At 40.4% G+C, this 23,412-nt stretch carries 22 protein-coding genes and 1 tRNA gene; 22 read left to right on the top strand and 1 reads right to left on the bottom strand.

Features of this window, described 5'->3' with window-relative positions; all coding sequences use genetic code 11:
* Positions 1–49: 49 nt before the first annotated feature.
* A complete protein-coding gene (locus tag KH400_RS14125) occupies positions 50–286 on the bottom strand; it encodes a DUF2627 domain-containing protein (RefSeq protein ID WP_217225584.1) in 237 nt (78 codons plus the stop codon).
* A gap of 168 nt (positions 287–454) precedes the next feature.
* Between KH400_RS14125 and KH400_RS14130 the strand changes: the two genes are divergently transcribed.
* From KH400_RS14130 to KH400_RS14235, 22 genes are all read left to right on the top strand, one after another.
* Positions 455–2,518: a sigma 54-interacting transcriptional regulator gene (locus KH400_RS14130; RefSeq protein ID WP_217225586.1), complete on the top strand. Its 2,064-nt coding sequence runs from the start codon at positions 455–457 to the stop codon at positions 2,516–2,518.
* A 134-nt stretch (positions 2,519–2,652) separates the two neighbouring features.
* On the top strand, positions 2,653–3,585 hold the full coding sequence (gene yqiS, locus KH400_RS14135; RefSeq protein WP_217225588.1) for a phosphate butyryltransferase: 933 nt from the start codon (positions 2,653–2,655) through the stop codon (positions 3,583–3,585).
* Between the two features lie 12 nt (positions 3,586–3,597).
* Positions 3,598–4,692, top strand: coding sequence for a branched-chain amino acid dehydrogenase (bcd, locus tag KH400_RS14140; protein ID WP_217225590.1), 1,095 nt, complete (start codon positions 3,598–3,600; stop codon positions 4,690–4,692).
* Between the two features lie 24 nt (positions 4,693–4,716).
* Positions 4,717–5,811: a butyrate kinase gene (gene buk, locus KH400_RS14145; RefSeq protein WP_217225592.1), complete on the top strand. Its 1,095-nt coding sequence runs from the start codon at positions 4,717–4,719 to the stop codon at positions 5,809–5,811.
* 47 nt (positions 5,812–5,858) lie between these two features.
* Positions 5,859–7,280 (top strand): dihydrolipoyl dehydrogenase, encoded by a 1,422-nt coding sequence (gene lpdA / locus KH400_RS14150; protein ID WP_217225594.1) that lies wholly within the window; start codon positions 5,859–5,861, stop codon positions 7,278–7,280.
* 28 nt (positions 7,281–7,308) lie between these two features.
* Positions 7,309–8,301, top strand: a complete 993-nt coding sequence (locus KH400_RS14155; RefSeq protein WP_217225596.1) for a thiamine pyrophosphate-dependent dehydrogenase E1 component subunit alpha — start codon at positions 7,309–7,311, stop codon at positions 8,299–8,301.
* Between the two features lie 13 nt (positions 8,302–8,314).
* Positions 8,315–9,298 carry an alpha-ketoacid dehydrogenase subunit beta gene (locus tag KH400_RS14160; protein WP_217225598.1) on the top strand — a complete coding sequence of 328 codons (984 nt, stop codon included), beginning with the start codon at positions 8,315–8,317 and terminating at the stop codon, positions 9,296–9,298.
* Positions 9,299–9,317: 19 nt separating this feature from the next.
* Positions 9,318–10,610 (top strand): dihydrolipoamide acetyltransferase family protein, encoded by a 1,293-nt coding sequence (locus tag KH400_RS14165; RefSeq protein WP_217225600.1) that lies wholly within the window; start codon positions 9,318–9,320, stop codon positions 10,608–10,610.
* Between the two features lie 125 nt (positions 10,611–10,735).
* The gene (locus KH400_RS14170; protein WP_217225602.1) at positions 10,736–11,221 is read left to right on the top strand and encodes a hypothetical protein; all 486 of its coding nucleotides are present in this window, start codon (positions 10,736–10,738) and stop codon (positions 11,219–11,221) included.
* A 228-nt stretch (positions 11,222–11,449) separates the two neighbouring features.
* Complete coding sequence (locus tag KH400_RS14175; protein WP_217225604.1) at positions 11,450–11,875, top strand: BrxA/BrxB family bacilliredoxin; 426 nt, start codon at positions 11,450–11,452, stop codon at positions 11,873–11,875.
* A gap of 133 nt (positions 11,876–12,008) precedes the next feature.
* Entirely contained in the window at positions 12,009–12,386 is a 378-nt protein-coding gene (locus tag KH400_RS14180; RefSeq protein ID WP_312889194.1) for a hypothetical protein, read from the top strand.
* Between the two features lie 110 nt (positions 12,387–12,496).
* Positions 12,497–12,571: transfer RNA gene (locus tag KH400_RS14185), tRNA-Arg, on the top strand.
* Between the two features lie 150 nt (positions 12,572–12,721).
* On the top strand, positions 12,722–14,338 hold the full coding sequence (locus KH400_RS14190; RefSeq protein ID WP_217225851.1) for an ATP-binding protein: 1,617 nt from the start codon (positions 12,722–12,724) through the stop codon (positions 14,336–14,338).
* Positions 14,316–15,029, top strand: a complete 714-nt coding sequence (locus tag KH400_RS14195; RefSeq protein WP_217225606.1) for a response regulator — start codon at positions 14,316–14,318, stop codon at positions 15,027–15,029. The genes KH400_RS14190 and KH400_RS14195 overlap by 23 nt, the downstream gene beginning before the upstream one ends.
* Positions 15,030–15,032: 3 nt before the next feature.
* Complete coding sequence (locus KH400_RS14200; RefSeq protein WP_217225608.1) at positions 15,033–16,082, top strand: TRAP transporter substrate-binding protein; 1,050 nt, start codon at positions 15,033–15,035, stop codon at positions 16,080–16,082.
* Positions 16,083–16,228: 146 nt separating this feature from the next.
* Entirely contained in the window at positions 16,229–17,284 is a 1,056-nt protein-coding gene (locus tag KH400_RS14205) for a TAXI family TRAP transporter solute-binding subunit (RefSeq protein WP_217225610.1), read from the top strand.
* A 142-nt stretch (positions 17,285–17,426) separates the two neighbouring features.
* On the top strand, positions 17,427–19,388 hold the full coding sequence (locus KH400_RS14210) for a TRAP transporter permease (protein WP_217225612.1): 1,962 nt from the start codon (positions 17,427–17,429) through the stop codon (positions 19,386–19,388).
* A gap of 510 nt (positions 19,389–19,898) precedes the next feature.
* Complete coding sequence (locus KH400_RS14215) at positions 19,899–20,696, top strand: transporter substrate-binding domain-containing protein (RefSeq protein WP_217225614.1); 798 nt, start codon at positions 19,899–19,901, stop codon at positions 20,694–20,696.
* A gap of 26 nt (positions 20,697–20,722) precedes the next feature.
* Positions 20,723–21,382 carry an amino acid ABC transporter permease gene (locus KH400_RS14220; protein ID WP_217225616.1) on the top strand — a complete coding sequence of 220 codons (660 nt, stop codon included), beginning with the start codon at positions 20,723–20,725 and terminating at the stop codon, positions 21,380–21,382.
* Positions 21,375–22,097, top strand: a complete 723-nt coding sequence (locus tag KH400_RS14225) for an amino acid ABC transporter ATP-binding protein (protein WP_217225618.1) — start codon at positions 21,375–21,377, stop codon at positions 22,095–22,097. Before KH400_RS14220 ends, KH400_RS14225 begins: the two co-directional genes overlap by 8 nt.
* A gap of 11 nt (positions 22,098–22,108) precedes the next feature.
* Positions 22,109–22,435 carry a hypothetical protein gene (locus KH400_RS14230; protein WP_217225620.1) on the top strand — a complete coding sequence of 109 codons (327 nt, stop codon included), beginning with the start codon at positions 22,109–22,111 and terminating at the stop codon, positions 22,433–22,435.
* Complete coding sequence (locus KH400_RS14235; RefSeq protein WP_217225622.1) at positions 22,408–23,364, top strand: aromatic acid exporter family protein; 957 nt, start codon at positions 22,408–22,410, stop codon at positions 23,362–23,364. Before KH400_RS14230 ends, KH400_RS14235 begins: the two co-directional genes overlap by 28 nt.
* Positions 23,365–23,412 lie beyond the last annotated feature (48 nt).

Below are 23,412 nucleotides of genomic sequence, written 5' to 3' on the forward strand. Positions count from 1 at the left end.
AGATAAAATGGGGCTGCCTATCACCATTAGGACAGCCCCTCTTTAGGCATTATGCTTTCTTTTGGTATTTAGGAGCGACTTTATTATTTTTCCTGTCTCGATAAAATATGAATCCACCGACAAAGCCTAACCCTAATACAAACGCAATCAGTCCTGCGAAAAATTGTAACCATAATGCTGGGAATGGAACATGAAGTATGTTAAAAAAGACATCGCGCATTAATTTAATTCCAAACCCAGCGATGAATCCTGGGATTAATAAGACCAAAAGTGCAATAAACCTCATCTTTTAAAGTCCTTTCAAAACGTAATAGTAAATAGACTAAACTTAGTTTACATGATTTTTTTATGGCTGTCCAAGTTCGTTATTGAAAGTTTTATGAATTTAAGAGATAGTTACAAGTAGTTCTATCAATTAGAGGTACAGCTTTTTATTCAATAGAGGTGATCGGTTGTGAAAAAAATAATGATCATTGGTGCGGGTGAAGGTGGTACAGCATTGCTTCGTATGCTCGTAGAAGCAGAGACGATGCAAGTGGTTGCGGTAAGTGATATTGACCCGCAAGCTCCGGGGTTAGATGAAGCGAGGCGTCTTGGGATCGAAACGAGTACTGATTGGCGTACGCTGTTGTCAGATAGGGTTGATGTAGTCATTGAGGCAACAGGGGACGAACATGTGCTAGCTGAGATTAACCAGCGTTGTAGTGAGCGAACAGCAGTTATTCCTGGGCAGGTTGCTAGCTTAATTTTTAATTTAATAGCGGAAAAGGAAGCGTTGATTGGCAAGTTAGAACAGCATTATAACATTCACGATATCATTCTAAATTCGACACATGATGGGATGATCGCGATCAATGAGCAACGAAGGATCACACTAGTGAATGCGGCAGCAGAACGGATGACGGGGTTAAAGGCGGCGGATGTCATAAATAAGGACATTCATGATGTTATGCCATCCAGTCTTTTACCGAACGTGTTACATACAGGGGTTGAAGAAACCAACCGAGAACAAGTGCTTGAGAATGGGCGAAAAATTGTCACGACACGGGTTCAAATGAAAGATGATGATCGCTTAATCGGTGCGCTAGCTGTTTTTAAAGACATTACTGAAATTGTTCAAATGGCCGAACAAGTTACAAATTTAAAAAGCATACAAACGATGTTGGAGGCTATCATTAACTCATCGGATGAAGCGATTTCAGTGGTTGATGAGCACGGAAAGGGGTTAATGATTAATCCGGCTTATACACGTTTGACAGGTCTTTCTCCAGAAGAGGTGATTGGTAAACCTGCTACCGCTGATATTTATGAAGGAGAAAGTATGCACATGCATGTCTTAAAAACGAGAAAGCCTGTCCGTGGCGTTCGTTTAAAGGTTGGTCCGAAACGTCGTGATGTCGTTGTCAATGTTGCTCCTGTTATCGTTGACGGCCAGTTAAAGGGGAGTGTCGGTGTCATTCATGACGTTTCTGAAATTAAATCGCTAACAGATGAACTTGAACGTGCTAGACGAATCATTCGTACACTTGAAGCGAAGTACTCATTTGATGATATTATTGGAGAATCTGAAGAGATGAAGCTTGCGATTGAACAAGCAAAAATTGGAGCTTCGACACCAGCAACCGTATTGTTGCGCGGGGAGTCGGGGACAGGGAAAGAATTATTCGCCCATGCGATTCACAACGAAAGTGATCGGAAATATAAAAAATTCATTCGAGTGAACTGTGCTGCTATTTCAGATTCGTTACTTGAAAGTGAATTGTTTGGCTATGAAGAGGGTGCGTTTTCTGGGGCAAAGCGAGGCGGCAAACGTGGCTTGTTTGAGGAAGCGAATAACGGTAGTATTTTTTTAGACGAAATTGGTGAGCTCTCTAGTAGTACCCAGGCAAAACTGCTACGCGTACTGCAGGAAAAAGAAATTGTACGTGTCGGTGGAACAAAAGCGATCCCGATTGATGTTCGGGTTATTGCGGCAACGAACGTTAACCTTGAAAAAGGTATAAATGAAAATACCTTTAGGGAAGATTTATACTATCGTTTAAATAAAATGCCAATACAAATTCCGTCTTTGCGTGACCGCAAAGGTGATTTGTGTCATTTGGGTAAGCATCTTGTTTCAAAAATTAATCAGGACTATGGTCGAAATGTGGAAGGAATTACGCAAGAGGCATTAACACATTTACAAAGCTATCATTGGCCTGGGAATGTTCGCGAATTAGAGAATGTCCTAGGTCGGGCAATTATCTATATGAAACAGACCGAACGTAACATTGATGTCCATCATATCCCCCCGCTCGATATTGAAGCTCAAGTGGTGGTTAAACAAGAGCAGGCTACCGCTAGTGATTATTCATCACTAGCAGAGATGGTTGAGCAATTTGAGAAAGACAAAATCATTGAAGCGTTACAAGCACATAAAGGAAATAAGACAGCGACGGCGAAGAGTTTAAAGCTGTCGATTCGTAATTTATATTATAAACTTGGTAAATACAACATTGAAAAACATGGCATGCAATAATTTGCATAGTGTGAAAAAGGTTGCACGATGCAATTAGTTTAAAAAACCGTCAAATAAAGCGTTTTCATAACCGAGGTTATTGGCATGATACTTGCATTATGTAAAAGTAGAACGGACGAAAGGGTAGAGGTTTGATGAAATTAGATGATTTAGTACTAGAGGCAGCGCAATTACCTCAAAAAACCATTGCGGTTGCAGCAGCTGATGACGACAAAGTGTTAGAAGTGATTGAGGAAGCACTAAAGAGAAAGTTAGCCTCGTTCTTATTATTTGGTAAAGAACAAAGAATTAAATCTCTTCTAGATGATCCGTCAGTCGTCAATGACGATGTTGAAATTATTGATACAACGGGCCCTGAACAATCGGCTCATCTTGCTGTTAAAGCCGTTCATGAAGGAAAAGCGGATTTAGTCATGAAAGGGATGGTATCTACCTCCGTTATTTTAAAGGCTGTTTTAAATAAAGATTACGGTCTTCGAACTGGGAGGATCCTTTCTCATGTTGCTGTTTTTGAAATTCCGTTTTTCGATCGGTTTTTATTCATTACTGATTCTGCGATGAATGTATCTCCAAGTTTGGAACAAAAGGTAGATATCGTGATCAATGCGGTTGAAGTTGCTCATAAAATCGGTTATCCTGTCCCGAAAGTAGCTCCGATTACAGCTGTTGAGGTTGTGAACCCTGACATGGCAGCGACGATGGATGCTGCCGTATTGACGCAAATGAATCGTCGTGGACAGATTAAGAATTGTCTCATTGATGGCCCGCTCGCGTTGGACAATGCAATTTCGTTCGAAGCTGCACGTTATAAAGGGCTTGAGAGCGATGTTGCTGGTCGTGCAGATATTTTACTTGTTCCAACAGTAGAGGTTGGTAATATCCTTTATAAGTCACTTGTTTACTTTGCCAATGCAAGTGTTGGTGGTTTTATTGCGGGAGCGAAGGCGCCAATTATTTTAACGTCAAGGACCGATTCTACAAATAATAAACTATACTCAATCGCGATGGCGCTTCACTCGCTAAAATCCGAAACAGAAGCACAAAATAATTATCTAGTAAGTCATTAGGAGGACTGGGAGATGGAACTTTTTAAATATATGGAAACGTATGATTACGAACAAGTTGTTGTATGTCAAGATAAACAATCAGGTCTTAAAGCGATCATTGCTATTCATGATACGACATTGGGTCCGGCGCTCGGTGGTACACGAATGTGGATGTATGATACAGAGGAAGCGGCGTTTGAGGACGCGCTTCGCCTAGCAAAAGGGATGACTTATAAAAATGCCGCAGCAGGGTTAAACCTTGGGGGAGGCAAAACCGTCATAATAGGAGATCCTCGCAAAGATAAAAATGAAGAAATGTTCCGTGCGTTTGGTCGCTACATCCAAGGATTAAATGGTCGTTACATTACGGCAGAGGATGTTGGGACCACTGTTGAAGACATGGACCTGATTCACGAGGAAACTGACTATGTCACAGGGATTTCGCCAGCTTTTGGTTCGTCAGGGAATCCATCTCCAGTAACTGCTTATGGTGTCTATGTTGGTGTGAAGGCATCCGCCAAAGAAGCGTTTGGTTCGGATTCGCTAGAAGGGAAAACCATTGCCGTCCAAGGTGTAGGGAATGTTGCTTTTAATCTATGTAAACACCTACACGAAGAAGGCGCTAACTTAATTGTTACCGATATTAATAAAGAAGCTGTTCAACGTGCTGTTGATGCCTTTGGTGCTAAGGCTGTCGATGTGAATGACATCTATGGTGTCGACTGTGACATTTATGCTCCATGTGCACTTGGAGCGGTTATTAATGATGAAACCATTCCGCAACTAAAAGCAAAAGTTGTTGCAGGGGCTGCGAATAATCAATTAAAAGAAGATCGTCATGGTGATCAATTAAATGAAATGGGAATCGTGTATGCACCAGACTACGTCATTAACGCAGGTGGAGTCATTAATGTAGCAGATGAGCTTTACGGTTATAACCAAGAACGAGCGATGAAAAAAGTAGAGACGATTTATGATAATCTTACAAAAGTGTATGACATCGCTAGGAGAGATAACATTCCTACGTATTTAGCCGCAGACCGATTAGCGGAAGAACGTATTGAACGTATGAGAAAGTCACGTAGTCAATTTTTACAAAATGGTCATCACATTTTAAGTCGTCGCTAATGAGATAGGTGGAGTTGAAAAGACATGATTGATCAGGATATTAGGATTCTTACGCTAAACCCTGGCTCAACTTCTACGAAAATAGGCATTTTTACCAGCGGTCATTCATTATACGAAAAAACAATCCGGCATGATCGAGATGAGCTTGCTACCTATGAATTAGTCATTGATCAATATTCGTATCGCAAAGAGGTGATACTTGCAACCTTGCATTCAGAAGGGATCAACTTGTCTAAACTTGACGCTGTAGTCGGTCGAGGGGGGTTGCTTCGACCGATTGAGAGCGGGACATATGTAGTGAATGATGAAATGCTTGCTGACTTAAAAGCAGGTTATGCTGGTATGCATGCCTCCAATTTAGGTGGGATACTCGCTTTTGAAATCGCACAGCAGTTAAATATACCTTCCTATATTGTTGATCCAGTTGTTGTTGATGAAATGATGCCGATTGCAAGGATATCGGGTCTTCAGGGGATTGAACGTAAAAGCATTTTTCATGCGTTGAATCAAAAAGCGATTGCTAGAAGGGCAGCAGATGATCTCAATAAGAAGTATGAAGAACTAAATTTAATTGTTGTTCATATGGGTGGAGGGATTACAGTAGGTGCTCATAAACGTGGGCGAGTTGTTGATGTGAATAATGGTTTACATGGAGAGGGTCCATTTTCCCCTGAACGATCTGGTACATTACCAACAGGTGAATTAGTGAACTTGTGTTTTTCAGGACGTTATAGTAAGCCTGAGGTTGAAAAACTGCTAGCCGGATCAGGGGGTTTGATGAGTTATTTTCATACGACGGATGCGATAAAGGTTGAGAAAATGATCGATGCTGGGGATGAGGAAGCAAAACTCGTCTATCAAGCAATGATTTATCAAGTTGGGAAGGAAATTGGAGCGGCAAGTGTAGCTCTTCAGGGAAGAGTTGATGCTATTATTTTAACTGGAGGGCTCGCATATGGCCAATCGCTTGTAGAAGAAATGACCAACCAAGTTAGCTGGATCGCAGATGTTCTTGTCTATCCTGGTGAAGATGAGTTAAAAGCGTTAGCAGAAGGTGCTTTTCGGGTCTTGCAGGGGAGTGAAAAGGCGAAAGAATACCCAAAAGGGAATGTGATCTAGTTTTAGGATAGAGACGGTTATGCTCAAGTAATGAAGGAGGAACGTAAATGTCACAAGAATATGATCTAGTCGTACTAGGTGCAGGAACTGGTGGTTATGTCGCTGCAATTCGTGCATCACAATTAGGGTTAAAAGTGGCTGTTGTTGAGAAGGAAAAGCTTGGGGGAACATGTTTGCATAAAGGGTGTATTCCAAGCAAGGCATTACTTCGTAGTGCTGAAGTGTATGCAACGGCGAAGAGGTCAGAAGAGTTTGGAATTGAAACAAAGGGAGTTGGTGTAAATTTCTTAAAGGTTCAAGAGCGAAAGCAAAAAATTGTTGATCAATTACATAATGGCGTTCAGCATTTGATGAAACAAGGGAAGATTGACGTTTATCAGGGAACAGGTCGTATTTTAGGACCATCGATTTTTTCGCCGACACCAGGTACGATTTCTGTTGAATTTTCCAATGGTGATGAGAATGCGATGCTCGTTCCGAAAAACGTTATTATCGCTACTGGTTCAAAGCCAAGAACGTTACCAGGTATTGAAGTGGATGGTGAGTATGTTTTAACTTCTGATGAGGCACTGCAACTTGAGGAACTTCCGAGTTCGATTGTGATTGTCGGTGGCGGTGTGATTGGCATTGAATGGGCGTCTTTGTTTGCAGATTTCGGAGTGGATGTCACCGTGCTTGAATATGGCGATCGTATTTTACCGACGGAAGATCATGAAATTTCAAAAGAGGCGCAACGTTTATTGAAGAAAAAAGGTGTGAAGCTCATAACAGGTGCTAAAGTGCTTGGTGATTCATTAGAAAAGACTGACGGAATCACCATTAGAGCTGAGCATAAGGGGGAAGAAAAGTCCTTTTCTGGGGATAAGTTACTCGTTTCTGTTGGTCGTGTGGCTAATGTTGAAGATATTGGTTTGCAAAATACTGATATTCAGGTCACAAATGGTGTGATTGAAACAAATGATGTCTATCAAACAAAAGAATCCCATATTTACGCCATTGGCGATGTGATCGGTGGATTACAACTTGCGCATGTTGCTTCTCATGAAGGAATTATCGCTGTCGAGCACCTAGCGAATCAACAGCCACAGCCACTTGATTATTCGATGGTCGCTAAGTGTACGTATAGTCACCCAGAAGTGGCTAGCGTCGGTTTAACCGAACAAGAAGCTAAAGGTCAAGGTTACACCGTCCAAACCGGTAAATTTTCGTTTCGGGCGATTGGTAAGGCGCTCGTATTTGGAGAGTCAGATGGGTTTGTAAAGCTTGTCGTAGATAAAGATAGTGAGGACTTACTCGGTGTTCATATGATTGGGCCGCATGTGACGGACATGATTTCAGAGGCAGCCCTTGCTCGTGTATTAGATGCCACCCATTGGGAGGTTGCGCATACGATTCATCCGCATCCAACCTTATCAGAGGTGATTGGGGAAGCTGCATTGGCTGTAGATGGCAAAGCGATTCATTCATAAGGTTTAGTTGATTAAAGGAGGGTTTATAATGACTGAAAACCGCCATAAAGCACTCGGGTTATCAGACGAAGACGTATTGAAAATGTATGAAACGATGTTAGAAGCGAGGAAGATTGACGAACGGATGTGGTTACTTAACCGTGCAGGAAAAATTCCGTTTGTTATTTCTTGTCAAGGACAAGAAGCGGCGCAAGTAGGAGCAGCGATGGCGTTAGATGTTGACAAAGACTATGTGCTGCCATATTACCGTGATTTAGGTGTTGTCCTCACCTTTGGGATGACAGCACGTGACTTAATGCTGTCTGCTTTTGCGAAAGCTGAGGATCCAAATTCAGGTGGAAGGCAAATGCCGGGTCATTTTGGTCAAAAGAAAAATCGGATTGTGACAGGTTCTTCACCGGTAACGACACAAGTGCCTCATGCAGTTGGGATTGCTCTAGCAGGAAAAATGGATGGGAAAGATCTTGTGACATTTACAACGTTCGGTGAAGGTTCATCAAACCAAGGGGATTTCCATGAAGGGGCGAATTTTGCAGGAGTACACAAATTACCAGTGATTTTTATGTGTGAAAACAATAAATATGCGATTTCAATCCCTGTTGAACGACAATTGGCATGTGAAAATGTTTCCGATCGCGCAATAGGTTATGGTATGCCAGGTGTTACGGTCGATGGTAATGATCCATTAGCTGTTTATGAAGCGGTAAAAGAGGCAGCAGAACGTGGTCGCAAAGGAGAAGGACCATCATTAATTGAAACGGTCTCTTACCGGTTAACACCACATTCTAGTGATGATGATGACCGTGCGTATCGCTCACGTGAAGAAGTTGAAGAAGCAAAGAAAAAGGACTCGATTTTTACGTTTGCGGCTTATTTAAAAGAGGTTGGGGTCTTAACTGAAGAGGTTGAACAAGAGATTAACGAGCGAATCACGAAGTTAGTAAACGAAGCGACTGAATATGCTGAACATGCACCTTATGCTAACCCTGAAGATGCATTAAAGCATGTTTATGCAGAATAAGGGGGGAGATTTCATGGCAGTCATTTCTTATATTGAAGCGGTTATTCAAGCATTACGCGAAGAGATGGAACGTGATAAAAAGGTGTTTGTACTCGGTGAAGATGTTGGTGCTCGTGGAGGTGTTTTCCGGGCAACGGATGGATTATATGAGCAATTTGGAGAAGAACGAGTGATTGATACACCATTAGCAGAATCGGCAATAGCAGGGGTTGGGATTGGTGCAGCCATGTATGGAATGCGTCCAGTGGCTGAAATGCAGTTTGCTGACTTTATTATGCCTGCCGTCAATCAAATTGTTTCGGAAGCGGCGAAAATTCGCTACCGTTCCAATAATGATTGGACGTGTCCGATTACGATTCGTGCTCCATACGGCGGTGGTGTACATGGTGCACTTTATCATTCACAATCGGTTGAAGCTTTATTTGCGAATGTTCCAGGGCTTAAAATTGTGATGCCATCAACACCATACGATGTCAAAGGGCTTTTGAAAGCGGCGATTCGATCTGATGACCCTGTGTTATTTTTTGAGCATAAGCGTGCGTATCGCTTAATTAAAGGCGAAGTACCAGAGGAAGATTATACACTACCGATTGGAAAAGCAGATGTGAAGCGTGAAGGTGATGATATCACAGTGATTACGTACGGACTTTCCGTTCACTTTGCACTTCAAGCAGCGGAAAAATTAGAAAAGGATGGAATTTCTGCGCATGTTCTTGATTTGCGTACAGTCTATCCTTTAGACCAAGACGCGATCATCGAAGCCGCAAAGCGGACTGGAAAAGTATTGCTTGTGACTGAAGATAATAAAGAAGGTAGCGTCATGAGTGAGGTATCTGCGATCATTGCTGAACATTGCTTGTTTGACCTTGATGCGCCTATCCAACGGTTGGCTGGTCCGGATGTTCCGGCGATGCCATATGCACCGACTATGGAAAAATATTTTATGGTAAACCCAGATAAAGTTGAAAAAGCAATGCGTGAACTAGCTGAATTTTAGGATTTGAGGAGGGTATGAGATGGCAACTGAAATAACAATGCCTCAACTTGGGGAAAGTGTAACGGAAGGAACAATCACAAAATGGCTTGTAGCACCTGGTGATCATGTCAATAAATATGATCCAATCGCAGAAGTAATGACGGATAAAGTGAATGCAGAAGTCCCTTCCTCTTATAGTGGAACAATTAAAGAGCTTGTTGCTAACGAAGATGAAACCATCGCTGTTGGTGAATTAATCTGTTATATCGAGGTTGAAGGTGCAGAAACAGAGCAAAAGCAAGAAGAATCAAAGCAAGCAGAAGCAGAACCTGATTCAGCAACAAAACCAAGCGATCAATCTCAAAAGCAACGTTATTCACCTGCTGTCCTTCGCTTAGCACAGGAACATGAGATTGATCTTACACAAGTGACTGGTTCTGGAAAAGGTGGTCGAATTACTCGTAAGGATATTAAGGCGCTGATTGAAAGTGGTGAGCAACCTCAGAAGCCTGTTTCGGAGCCGAGTGGTAAAAGTGAATTAAAGGTACCGGAGTCACGGCCAACTGAGGTACCAGGTAGTCCGGATCCAGTGAAGAAGGATGCATCAGGACCTGCACCTACAGCTGGACCTGGTGATATCGAAATCCCTGTTAGTGGTGTGCGAAAAGCGATCGCTGCTAATATGGTGAAAAGTAAGCATGAGGCCCCACATGCATGGATGATGGTTGAGGTGGATGTGACGAACCTTGTCAACTTCCGTAACGAAATAAAAGAATCCTTTAAACAAAAAGAAGGCTTTAGCTTAACGTTCTTACCGTTCTTTATCAAAGCAACAGTTGAAGCGTTAAAAGAATTCCCACAACTAAATTCGATGTGGGCGGGTGATAAGATTATTCAGAAGAAGGATATTAATATCTCTATTGCAGTTGCAACGGATGATTCACTCTATGTGCCAGTCATTAAACATGCGGATGAAAAGAACATAAAAGGGGTTGCTAGAGAGATTAATGAGCTAGCTACCAAGGTCCGTACTAATAAATTGTCAGGTGAAGATATGCAAGGCGGAACATTTACGGTTAATAATACGGGCTCATTTGGTTCCGTATTATCAACGCCAATTATTAATCATCCACAAGCAGCGATCTTGTCAGTCGAGTCCATCGTCAAACGTCCTGTTGTGATGGAAAACGATATGATTGCGGTACGAAGCATGGTTAACCTTTGTTTATCATTGGATCACCGTGTACTTGATGGACTTGTATGTGGTCGCTTCTTAGCTCGTATTAAAGAAAAGCTTGAAGCAATGTCCAATGAGAACACGTCCATTTATTAAATTTGAAAAAGGTGGCTGTCAGTAACGTGACGGTCACTTTTTTAATACATTTTTTGATTTCCTACATTGATTGTTTCTTTTTGGTCAATCCTACATGATAAGTACAATTAGAAAGGGTGGCTAGAATGAGAAACAATAATATGAGTCAGGCGCTGTTATTGTTCATGGCATGTACTCTCCTAGTAGCACTATTTACGAATCAACCGTTGATCTACGCTGAAGAGGGGGAAGGCTCACAAGAGGCGGAGTGTCAATATGAAGATAAAATTATGCATACCCATGAAAATTTTAGTATTCACTTGAATTTATACTATCAATTACTAGCGGAAAAATTTGCCCCGGAGTATGTGGATGTATGGCAAGAGATCAATAAGGAAAGGGAACTGATCCGGAAAAAACTTCAAGAAGCTAAAAAGAAAGGCGAGCTTTTGCATGGAGATGTTGTAGGGGAAGAATGGTTGAAAAAACATGAATCATTACAAACGGAGTTTACGAACGCTGTTCAAAAACAAGATGATCAAGAGTTGAAAGAATTGATTCCAAAGCTATTTACGAATTATAAAGAATTAAATGAACTGTTTAAGAAACGACTAGAGCTTAGCCAGTCATGACACCCAAAGCACCTCAGTTTCTCTGAGGTGCTTCGCTTTTAGTGAAGGTGGAGTCCGCCTGGTACATTCGTAAATGGTTTGGGTGAGAAGGAGACTGCTGAAAAAGTAACAGGCAGGCCAATTCAGGAAGTGACCACTTTTTTTATAAATGTATGCGTATGATTTGGAAACTCTAGGGTATAAAGGGTACAATAGGGGTAGAAACTATAATAAAGAGGTGTGTAACGAATGGAATTTAATTTCATGATAAATGATGTCGTCCAAACGGCACGTAAGGAAATGCAGGAGGCAGGCTATACGGAACTAACAACAGTTGAAGATGTTGAAGACGTCGTTAAACAAGAGGGAACGACCCTTGTTATGGTGAATTCTGTATGTGGTTGTGCAGGTGGTATTGCTAGACCAGCAGCTGCTTATATGGCTAATTATGATAAGAAGCCCGATCGTTTTGTAACAGTATTTGCTGGTCAAGATAAAGAAGCGACTGCAAAAATTCGCTCATATTTCACTGGCTATGCACCGTCTTCACCTTCATTTGCACTTTTAAAAGATGGTGAAATTAAAATGATGGTAGAACGTCACGAGATTGAAGGGCATGAGCCAATTCAAGTCGTGCAAAAGCTTGAAAAAGCATTCGACACGTATTGCTCGTAATCTATATTTGACGCAACTTGAATGGGATAGGGGATCGATGTGACGGAGATTCAAGTTGCATAGGATCCCTTTTTGTAAGCAAGCATTCACGGCTATTTTGTGCTATACTATACAGCGGAATGAGTAAAGGAGAGTGAAAAGTTTGCAAGGGTTACAAGAGTTATATGATAAAATTCAGGAATATCTAAATATGGAGGAAGAAATTTCGTTTGCGGAATTTAACAGCTACTATAAAGATGTGATGTCAGTGTTAGCGGACAAAAACGAATCCTTCGAAGAAGATGATATTTGGAAGGCATTATTTATTATCGAAAATTTAATGTCTAATGCAGATAGTAGAGCATCCGAATCAAAGGGCTCAACAGCAAAAAAATATAAAAAGATGAGTGAACGAACGACTCTTTGGTCAAAAAACTTAGCGTCTCGGTTACATAAGTTTGGCTATACTGAAGAACAAATTAATGAACGTTTTGAAGGAATGCTTGAAGAAGGCACAGTAAAGGCGGAATAGGGATTGAATGAAAGAGTTGAAAGGCTACTTTTAACTCTTTCAAAATATACTTGACACCGATAGCCACTGTGTTATAATAAATTATGTCGCAAATATTAATAGCCACTTAGGCGTCCATAGTGAAATGGATATCACACGAGATTTCGGCTCTCGTATTCTGGGTTCGAATCCTGGTGGGCGCGCCAATACATAAATTCAAGGTCTTGGATATAATCTGAGGCCTTTTTTTATTTCCTCTTGTTATCTTTATACCAGCATAAAGTGATTTTTTGATATAGTAGAAATAGTGATTATTTGCTCAAAAATCGTCGAATGGAGAGAAATACTTGAAGAACATATTGAACTTGCCTCTAAGGTGGAAAATAACGGGATTAGCATTTGGTATTGTTGCTTTTTCCTTAGTTGTTATCGGTATCATTTTGATAGGCTATATTTCTGATGTTAAAGAGGAAGAATTGTCACAACGAGCGATGATTACGGCGCAATTGGTTGCGCAAAACCAAACCGTGCAAGCTAATATAGATAAAGAAAATGCCTCTGCTATTTTACAGCCATTTGCAGAACGGACTCGTATGCTTAATAAAAATGATTATATCGTCATTCTCAATATGGATCGGGAACGGTTAACACACCCGATACACGAACGTTTGCATACCACCTTCTATGGCGGAGATGAAGGTCCAGCGTTTGCTGAGCATATCTATACGTCTAAAGCTAGAGCTGGTGATGCAACAACGGTACGTGCCTTTGTTCCAGTGGTTAACGCAGATCATGAACAAGTCGGTGTTGTCGTTGTCGGAAACGTGTTGCCGAGTCTGAAATCATTAATTTACGAAGGTAGTAATACCGCAATTCCGATTATAGGGATTACGTTGTTGGTTGGCTTTTGGGGAGCCTGGATGTTGGCAAATCATATTAAAGAGCAGACTTTTCATATGGAGCCCAAACAACTGGCAAGAGTACTTGTCGAGCGGACAGCAACATTTAATGCGATTCATGAAGGTGTGATTGCGATTGACGATCAAGAGCAGATTACAGTCATCAATGAATCAGCGATAAAGATGTTGCAAATTAAAAATGAAAACGTTATCGGGAAGAAAATCCGAGTTGTTATTCCCGATACACGGTTACCGGAAATCTTATATTCTGAACAACCAGTTTATCAAAAGGAGTTTTACGTTCAGAATCGAGCGGTTTTAAGCAACCGCATTCCAATCAGAGTGGCCGGTAAAACTGTCGGAGCAGTTGCTGTTTTTCAGGATAAGACAGAAGTTGACCGCCTTGCAGAAGAATTAACAGGTGTACAAGCATTTGTTGATGCTCTACGCGTTCAAAATCATGAGTATTCAAATAAACTCCATACAATTGCTGGATTAATTCAATTAGATCAAGGAAAAAAAGCATTAGAATATATTTTTGAACTAAATGATGAGCAATCTGCACTATCACAATTATTTACAAAAAATATCCACGATGATAGCATCGCTGGTTTGCTACTTGGTAAAGTTAGTCGCGGTAAGGAGTTAGGCATTAAAGTTAAAATCGATAAAGACAGCCTGTTTACTCATTATCCAGAAGGAATCACAAATCATGATTTGGTTGTCATCCTCGGTAATTTGATCGATAACAGTATTGATGCTTTGCAGTTGTCTACAAAAAATAACAAAGACATTTTTGTATTGATTCAGGAGCATGAGGGCCAATTATTAATCTGTCTTTCCGATAATGGTGATGGAATCCCTGAAAGCATACAGGGAAATATTTTTTCAAGAGGGTATTCAACGAAGGCCAATGAAGGCAGAGGGATAGGGTTATTTCTCGTTCAATCGATCGTAGAACGTGTGGACGGTCACATTAGGGTTGATAGCACAATACAAAAAGGTACGACGATTTCGATTCATGTGCCAATGAAAAGGGAGAGTGTCCAGTATGAACCAGAACGGAACCGATGAAATTACTGTATTGTTAATTGAAGATGATCCGATGGTTCAGGAAGTTAACCGTTTGTTTATAGAAAAAGTAGATGGTTTTTCCGTTATCGGTGTGGCTTCAAATGGAAAAGAAGGTAGACAACAGGTACATTCACTAAAACCAGATCTTGTTTTATTGGACATTTATATGCCTGATACAAATGGTATGATGCTCGTCCAACAACTTCGTCAAGAAGATACCGATGTAGATATTATAGCCGTTACGGCAGCCAATGATACAAAAACTGTGAAAACCTTGATGCGTTATGGGGCGATTGATTACATAGTAAAGCCATTCACGTTTGAAAGGTTAGAAAAGGCATTGAAGCAATATAAAGATGTTTATCTTCAGTTAAATGAACAAGCGGAAGTATCGCAGGATCAACTCGACGAAGTTTTACAGCAAAAGGATGGGAAGGTAGAGCAAGGTTTGCCTGAAGAGTTGCCAAAAGGGTTACATGTATTGACATTAAAGCAAATTTACACGTATTTAGAACAAACAAGCGAGCCAAAGTCTGCGGAGGCGATTGGTGCGTCAATTGGAATGGCTCGAGTGACAGTCCGTCGTTATTTAAATTACTTAGAGTCTATCGGTAAGGTAGAAATGGAGCTAACGTATGGTACGATCGGTAGGCCTATTCAAATGTACCAAATAAAGACGACAAAGGAGTAGAAAATGAAACGTGTAGTTACGATTTTTTCGTTTTTATTAATAGGGATTTTGACGGCGATCTATATAGGCTTTGGATTTAATGGGGAAGAGGACTTGCAGGCAGTTGATTACGAACTGGAAGGGTTAAATGAAAAATATACTCTTCGATTTAGCCATGTAGTTGCTGAGAATACACCGAAGGGACTAGCAGCTTCTTACTTTGCTGACCTTGTCAAAGAGAAGACAAATGGTTGGGTTGATGTCCAAATTTATCCAAACGGTGTGCTCTATGAGGCACAGGAGGAATTTGAGGCCTTAGCAAAAAATGAAGTACAGATGATTGCGCCAGCTTTTTCAGAGATTGCTGTCCATGACCCAAATTGGTTGTTAATGGACCTTCCTTATGTTTTTGAGGATAAAGATATGCTGGGGAAAGCCTTTAATGGTAGGATTGGCGAGTTGTTATTTGCAAGTATTGAAGAGCATGGGTATATGGGTCTTGATTTCTGGTATAACGGGTTCAAGCAACTAACAAATAATGTAAGGCCAGTTAGGGATCCTGATGACCTAAATGGAATTTCGGTTCGCGTCATGCCTAGTGACGTCTTAAAAGAAACATATCGAACGGTTGACGCAAGTCCTAGAGTGTTTACATTTAATGAAGTTTATGAAGCCTTAAGTGATGAACGGGTTGACGGTCAAGAAAATACGTTAACAAACATGTATTCCAAACGTTTTTATGAGCAGCAAGGTTATATGACAGTGAGCAACCATAGTTATTTAGGCTATGCAGTCTTAATGAACCCACAATTTTGGGATCGGCTACCTTCTAATTATCAACGTCATATACGAGAGGCGATGATCGAAACCACAGAATGGCTTTATGAGCATGAACGTGTGTTAAATGAAGAGATGTATGAGCGAATCGTAAGAAGTGGTGCTATCGATATTCATATCCAAACTGAGCAAGAAAAGCAGCGATGGATTGAAGCTTTTAGCCCGGTCTACGACCAATTTGTTCCAATTATTGACGATGAAATCATGAATGAAGTAAACCATCTACATGAAGGTTAGTACCTTTTAGAGTCGATTTTTTTCGGCTCTTTTTTTATGTGACCAAAAAGACCAAAAAGATCAATAAGTTCAAATAATGAAATGGTTTTGAAAACGCTTTAAAATTGGAATTGTTAAAAAATAAAGGATATAAGGGGGAGCAACATATGAAAAAGTTTCTTAGAAGGACGTTGCTAACAACGATAACAGGTTTAGGTTTGGTCTTTGCGTCAGCTTGTGGTGGGGAAGACACTGCAGGTACACCTGACGATGGTGGAGATGATGCTGGCCAAGATACAACGGTAAATTATGATGAAAGCCCATCAACGGTTGTCATTGGGACTGCATCTCAAGGGGGAACATATTTTATTTATGGTGGTGGTCTTGCATCACTATTAGAAAGTGAACTAGGGGTAACAGCCAATGTGGAAGTAACCGGGGGACCAGTTCAAAATATGATCCTTACTCACAATAAAGATCAAGACATCGGTATGATCACACTTGGACCTGGTTATGAAGGAATCACTGGTACAGGAGAATGGGCAGATGGTCAAACCTATGATGATGTTCGTGTCGCATTCCCGATGTACACAACACCTTTCCATTGGTGGTCATTAGAAAATAGTGGAGTTACATCAATTGATGAAATGGCTGGTATGCGTGTTGGGGTAGGACCAGCTGGTGGAACTTCTGGAACATACTTACCATTAATTCATGATGCATTAGATTTAGATGTACAACCTGTACAAGCAGGGGCAAGTGATATGACGAGCCAACAAATGGATGGTCAATTGGATGTCATTGGTTTTGCTGCTGGTATTCCAATTTCAGCCGTATCAGAAGTTGAAGCGCAACGCGATATTAATTTCTTTGGAATTGACGGTGAGCAAAGAGAGCAAGTGATTGAAGAATATCCTTTCTTCTTCCCATTTACAATTCCTGCTGAAACGTATAACCAATTAGATGAAGATTTAGAAACGATCGCGATGTTTAACTTTGGAATTGTTCATAAGGAAATGGATCCAGATTTCGTTTATGAATTTGTAAAAGCGTACCATGAGAATCAAGATATGCTAATCAACACGCATTCAGCTGCTGAAGAAGCTGTGGAGGATGCGATTTTACGAAATGATGTTATGCCGCTACATCCAGGTGCGATTCGTTATTATGAGGAAGTTGGAATTGAGTTACCTGAATCTGTATATCCTGCAGAACATGAATAATTTAGAATAGGTCACCTGCCGTTTCGGCAGGTGCCCTATCATATATCGAGGAAGCGAGTGTTCAAAAAGGTATTTAATGACTGTAGCTCATTCAATATCTTTTTGAACACCCATTACAGACTAATGCTAGGGAGGTATAGTGATGAGTGAAAAAAACAACAATGATGTTCAGTCTGTTTTAAGTGATGAGAAGGCAAAAGAAATTGAAGAACAAGTAGAGTCATCAAGCTCTGCACGTGAATTGACCGGGTGGACAAAAAAAGCATTTGTAGCAATAGCAATTATTGGTGCTTTGTTTCATTTATATATTCTTAATTTCCATCCCATTGAGCCGTGGGTGTTTAGAACGATCCACTTGGCATTTGGAGCAGTGTTAGGGTTCTTGCTATTTAAAGGCTGGAAAACGGATTCAGAGAAAGTCCATTGGGTTGACTGGTTGATGATTGCTGCAATTATATGGGTAACCTATTATATTATCACGAATGTTTCGGGCCTATTATTCCGTGTCGGTGTGATGCCGCAAATGATGGACACGATTGCTGCTGTTGCCGGACTACTTATTGTACTTGAGTTAACGAGAAGAACGAGTGGTATGACCTTGCCGATTTTAGCAGGGGTGTTTATTGCCTATGCATTTGTTGGCCCATGGATGCCAGGGATTTTAAATCATAATGGTTACTCGTTTGATCGATTCGTTACGTATATTTTTAGTGTGGATGGTGTCTTTGGGGTTACATTGGATGTATCGTCCAAATATATCCTTCTATTTATTATTTTTGGTGCTTTCTTACAAATGTCTGGGGTAGGACGTTATTTTATTGATTTTTCCTTTTCCCTCGCTGGGGGGATGCGTGGTGGACCTGCGAAAGTTTCGGTTATTTCTAGTGGTTTAATGGGGATGATGAATGGTACATCAGCTGGGAATGCGGTGGCAACTGGGTCTCTAACGATTCCGTTAATGAGACGTGTTGGCTATAAAGGTCGCTTTGCGGCTGCGACAGAAGCGACAGCATCAGCTGGTGGACAGATTATGATCCCAATTATGGGGGCTGGTGCCTTTATCATGGCTGAAGTCACTGGAATTGCATATTCTGAAATCATAATTGCCGCAACAATTCCGGCGTTACTGTATTTCTTATCGGTTTATTTCATGGTTGATTTTCAAGCAATTAAAAATGGGATGAGAGGGTTGTCACGTAAAGAGCTACCTTCATTAAAGGGAATTTTTAAACAAGCGTATTTATTTATCCCCATTATTTTATTAATTAGCTCGTTATTAATGGGGTACTCTGTTATTCGCTCAGGTACTGTTGCGATCATCGCATGTTTAATTGTAAGTTGGATTCATCCATCAACACGTATGGGACTAAAGAAAATCATCGGTGCTTTAGAGCTTGGTATGAAAAATGTGATTGGGCTATTGGCCGTATGTGCGTGTGCTGGAATTATTGTCGGTGTTATTGCTTTAACAGGTGTAGGTCTGAGATTTAGTTCAATGCTACTTGGCATTGCGGATACAAACCAATTTTTGGCTTTATTATTTGCAATGGGAATTTCGATTTTATTAGGAATGGGGATGCCGACAACGGCAGCTTATGCTGTTGCCGCCTCTGTTGTTGCTCCAGGACTTATTCAAATTGGGATTGAGCCGATTTTTGCCCATATGTTTGTTTTCTATTACGCGGTAATGTCAGCCATTACGCCTCCAGTTGCGCTTGCAGCTTATGCAGCTGCTGGTGTTGCAGGGACAGATCCGTTTAAGACTGGTGTTCAAGCCTTTAAGTTAGGCATTGCGGCATTTATCGTACCATTCATGTTTATTTATAGTCCTGAGTTAATGATGTTTGGTTCAACTGGAAGTATAGCTCTAGCTGTACTTACGGCTGCTATCGGTATTTACTTACTTTCAGCTTCTGTTCAAGGCTGGTTTGCTGCAAAAAGTGCCAATATTATCGTACGAATCATTCTTGTTGTTGCAGCTGTGGCAATGATAAGTTCAAATCCGCTCTTCGACGCGATAGCAATCGGGCTGATTGTGTTAGCAGTTGTTTTACAAAAAATAAGGGGAGAAAATCCGTTACAGCAAGATAAAGCTGCAATGTAAAGGCAAAAAGTCTTCTAGTTTTATTAACTAGAAGGCTTTTTCCTATCTGAATTGCATTTTAGTTTGGAGAAACGAATAGGTTGATTCAAGTTTTTTGGGAATTGTTTGATTAGAACGATCATTACAACGCCAAATGCCTGTTGTATTTGGATATAGCTCTTTGAAAATGAATGACATGTCGTGGGCAGTTCAATGGATCAATTTACTTTCGATTCTTGTAATTGCGCTCGCTGTATTTTTTACTACTGCCACTTGTCTAGAATATTGATTGACAGGTATACCCTGAAATTTTTCGCTAATAATGAATGAAAGACCTTTGTATGGGATAATCATACAAAGGTCTTTCCTATAAGCCAGTTATTACTTGTTTTAATCAGAAAATTATTTCTATTAGTATTTAGAAATTGAATTTTATAATTATACTTCCCAAATAACGATCGATGTGTTAATATACAATTCAGCGAATAAAAATAAAAAATACGTAAGAAATTGATTGAGGAGGAACAATAAATGAAAAAGAATTTATTTGGATTTGGACTAGCTGCAATTCTTTCGGCAGGTCTGTTAGTAGGATGTGGTGGTGCAGATGATTCAACAGATGAAGGGGCTGACAACGGTCAAGCTTCAGAAGAATCAGTAACATTAACAATGGGAACATCGGCGGATTACCCTCCGTTTGAATACATTGATACAGCAAGCGGTGATGAGATTATTGGTTTTGACATTGACATTGCTGATCATATTGCAGCTGAATTAGGTTTTGAATATACAATTGAAGATATGGAATTTAACGGCTTAGTAGAAGCTGTTCGTACAAATCGTGTTGATTTTGTCATTGCAGGTATGACTCCAGATGATGATCGTCGTGAAAACGTAGATTTCTCTGATATCTACTATGAAGGACAGCAAATGATTGTGACGTTAAATGATAGTGGCTTTGAGTCAATTGAAGACCTTGATGGTAAAAAAGTTGGTGTACAATTAGGTTCCATTCAAGAAGCTGAAGCAGAAAGTATTGAAGGGGCTATTGTAGAACAACGTGATACCATTCCACAATTAATTCAAGAATTACGAAATGGTCAAATCGATGCAGTTGTTCTCGAAGATACTGTAGCTAATAGATATTTCGAAAGACAAGATGTATTAACTGGATTTATGATGCCAGTTTCTGAAGAAGCAGGCTATGCAATTGCATTTCCAAAAGAGAGCGAGTTAACGGAGCAATTTAATGAAGTTATCGCTGAAATGAAGGAAGATGGTACGTTAGATGAACTAATCTTAAAGTGGTTCGGTGCCGACGAAGAATAGGATAATTAATCTAGGAAGGAATGAGAGTGGGCATGGATTTTTCTCAAATCGTGCCCTCTATCCCATTTATACTTAATGGGATATGGGTCACTTTACAAATTGTTGTTATTTCAATCTTGCTCGGGTTAGTTTTAGGGACATTACTAGCATTATTAAAAATTGCTAGAAACAGATTTTATAATTTTATTGCTGATGCATATACGTCAGTGTTTCGGGGAACACCGCTGATTTTGCAATTATTTATTATCTTTTACGCGGTTCCTGAAATTACCGGGTATAATATCCCGGCGTATCTAGCTGCCGTATTAGCATTTGGCTTAAATTCATCTGCCTATGTCTCAGAAATTATTCGGGCAGGGATTCAGGCGGTCGATAAGGGACAACGTGAAGCGGCTGAAGCTTTGGGGATACCTTATCGAAACATGATGGTGAAGATCATTTTACCGCAAGCAATGAAAAACATCCTGCCCGCTTTAGTTAATGAATTTATTAATTTAACGAAAGAATCAGCGATTGTGACTACGGTCGGAGTCATGGATATAATGAGAAGAGCATATATCGTTGGAGCTGATACATTTTCTTTCTTACCTGCATTACTCGTTGCAGGGGCGATCTACTATGTGATCGTATTGGTATTAAGCCTCCTTGGCAAACGATTAGAACGGAGGTTGAAGCAAAGTGATTAAAGTTGAGAATCTAAATAAATCCTTTGGAGATCTTGAAGTGCTAAAGGGAATTAGTACCGAAATTAACAAAGGTGATGTGGTTGCGATCATAGGTCCATCAGGATCGGGAAAATCGACGTTTTTACGTTGCTTGAACTTACTTGAGAAGCCGACATCAGGGCAAGTATGGATTGATGGTCAAGAAATTACGAATTCAAAAACAAACATTCTAAAAGTTCGTGAAAAAATTGGAATGGTGTTTCAACACTTTCACTTGTTTCCGCATATGACGGTTCTTGAAAATTTAACGTATGCGCCTATGTCGGTTAAAGGGGTTTCACATGCAGAAGCAGTCAAAAAAGCTGAAGGTTTGCTTGAAAAAGTAGGTTTATTAGCAAAAAAAGATGCTTATCCTAATCGTCTTTCAGGAGGTCAAAAGCAACGGGTAGCGATTGCCCGTGCATTGGCGATGGAACCAGAGGTGATGTTGTTTGATGAACCAACCTCGGCTCTTGACCCAGAGATGGTAAAAGAAGTGTTAGATGTTATGAAAAACCTTGCTAATACAGGCATGACGATGGCAATTGTTACGCATGAAATGGGTTTTGCAAAAGAAGTTGCCGATCGTGTATTCTTCTTAGATCAAGGTGGTTTAGTTGAAGATGCAAAGCCGGTCGACTTCTTCACCGCTCCAAAGACAGAACGAGCGAGAGAATTTTTAGAAAAAGTATTATAATAAAGGGGAGGATGATCATTGCGATCATCCTTTTCTGTGTGGTAAAGGGGCGGAGTGCGCTAGCGATGAAGAGAGATCAAGGAAGGAAGCTTACTCGCACCGCCTTGGGATTGAGTATTAGGGTGGGTTCACTGAGGAAGAAGAAGTTGTTTCAAAGGGAGGTAAAGGGGCGGAGTGCGCTAGCGATGAAGAGAGATCAAGGAAGGAAGCTTACTCGCACCGCCTTTGATTGGAGGATGAGGAGAGAGTACACTGAAGAAGGGAGACTTCTATCAAGGTGTGATCAAAATAAGAAGAGAAAGGGCGAACTATGTTTAGAATCGGTTACCGTACGATAAAAACGGCTGCTGGAGCGGCAATATCGATCGCAATTGCACAAGCCTTGGCTCTTGATTTTTATGTATCAGCTGCGATCATTACGATTTTGTGTATTTCAGTGACAAAACGAAAGTCGTTGAAGGTTTCTTGGGAACGTTTTTTGGCTTGTACGGTTGGAATGCTTTTTGGATTTGTTATTTTTGAGACGATTGGCTATCATCCAGTTGCTTTAGGAATTTTATTACTTTTATTTATTCCATCAATGGTTTTTATAAAAGCCAAGGAAGGAATCGTCACGAGCTCAGTCATTATTCTTCATATTTATACATTGGAGCAGATTAATTTTGCAATCGTATTAAATGAGATTGCGCTGATTACGATAGGAATTGGTGTGGCCTTACTTATGAACCTTTATATGCCTAGTGTTGAAAAGGACTTAAAGCGCGATCAAGAGCGGGTTGAAGAAAATTTTAAGGTAATTTTTCAAGAACTTGTGAACTACCTAAGAGACGGTGATAGCGATTGGGATGGAAAAGAGGTCACAGAGACTGATGTGATCTTAAAACGAGCAATAGGGACATCACTCCGTAATATTGAAAATCATCTGTTACGAAATGATGATTATTATTATCATTATTTTAAAATGCGGCAAAAACAATTTGAAATTATTGAGCGAGTTATGCCGTTTATCTCTTCACTAACGGATACGGTTATTCAAGGGGAAAAAATCGCTGATTTTCTTGAAGCATTAAGTGAAGGCGTCCATCCTGGAAACACAACGATTATTTTTCTTGAACGGTTAGCGCGAATGAAAGAAGAATTTAAAAACATGGAGTTACCGAAAGATCGTCAAGAGTTTGAAATACGTTCAGGGTTATTTTATGTGATGCATGAACTAGAGCAGTATTTGATTATTAAAAGTTCCCTTAGATCGAAACGAAGCGGGTAACGTATAAGTTTGCTCCCTTTTAAAAAAACTACTAAAAAGACTTTTTAG

The sequence above is a fragment of the Desertibacillus haloalkaliphilus genome, assembly GCF_019039105.1.
Classification (GTDB): Bacteria; Bacillota; Bacilli; order Bacillales; family KJ1-10-99; genus Desertibacillus; species Desertibacillus haloalkaliphilus.

Bases quoted from the DNA above. Each gene is read 5' to 3' on its own strand.
- bcd (WP_217225590.1), top strand. From the start codon at position 3,598: ATGGAACTTTTTAAATATATGGAAACGTATGATTACGAACAAGTTGTT.
- KH400_RS14230 (WP_217225620.1), top strand. From the start codon at position 22,109: ATGATCATTGCGATCATCCTTTTCTGTGTGGTAAAGGGGCGGAGTGCG.
- buk (WP_217225592.1), top strand. From the start codon at position 4,717: ATGATTGATCAGGATATTAGGATTCTTACGCTAAACCCTGGCTCAACT.
- yqiS (WP_217225588.1), top strand. From the start codon at position 2,653: ATGAAATTAGATGATTTAGTACTAGAGGCAGCGCAATTACCTCAAAAA.
- KH400_RS14160 (WP_217225598.1), top strand. From the start codon at position 8,315: ATGGCAGTCATTTCTTATATTGAAGCGGTTATTCAAGCATTACGCGAA.
- KH400_RS14170 (WP_217225602.1), top strand. From the start codon at position 10,736: ATGAGAAACAATAATATGAGTCAGGCGCTGTTATTGTTCATGGCATGT.
- KH400_RS14175 (WP_217225604.1), top strand. From the start codon at position 11,450: ATGGAATTTAATTTCATGATAAATGATGTCGTCCAAACGGCACGTAAG.
- KH400_RS14215 (WP_217225614.1), top strand. From the start codon at position 19,899: ATGAAAAAGAATTTATTTGGATTTGGACTAGCTGCAATTCTTTCGGCA.
- KH400_RS14155 (WP_217225596.1), top strand. From the start codon at position 7,309: ATGACTGAAAACCGCCATAAAGCACTCGGGTTATCAGACGAAGACGTA.
- KH400_RS14195 (WP_217225606.1), top strand. From the start codon at position 14,316: ATGAACCAGAACGGAACCGATGAAATTACTGTATTGTTAATTGAAGAT.
- KH400_RS14210 (WP_217225612.1), top strand. From the start codon at position 17,427: ATGAGTGAAAAAAACAACAATGATGTTCAGTCTGTTTTAAGTGATGAG.
- KH400_RS14165 (WP_217225600.1), top strand. From the start codon at position 9,318: ATGGCAACTGAAATAACAATGCCTCAACTTGGGGAAAGTGTAACGGAA.
- KH400_RS14125 (WP_217225584.1), bottom strand. From the start codon at position 286: ATGAGGTTTATTGCACTTTTGGTCTTATTAATCCCAGGATTCATCGCT.
- KH400_RS14200 (WP_217225608.1), top strand. From the start codon at position 15,033: ATGAAACGTGTAGTTACGATTTTTTCGTTTTTATTAATAGGGATTTTG.
- lpdA (WP_217225594.1), top strand. From the start codon at position 5,859: ATGTCACAAGAATATGATCTAGTCGTACTAGGTGCAGGAACTGGTGGT.
- KH400_RS14235 (WP_217225622.1), top strand. From the start codon at position 22,408: ATGTTTAGAATCGGTTACCGTACGATAAAAACGGCTGCTGGAGCGGCA.
- KH400_RS14205 (WP_217225610.1), top strand. From the start codon at position 16,229: ATGAAAAAGTTTCTTAGAAGGACGTTGCTAACAACGATAACAGGTTTA.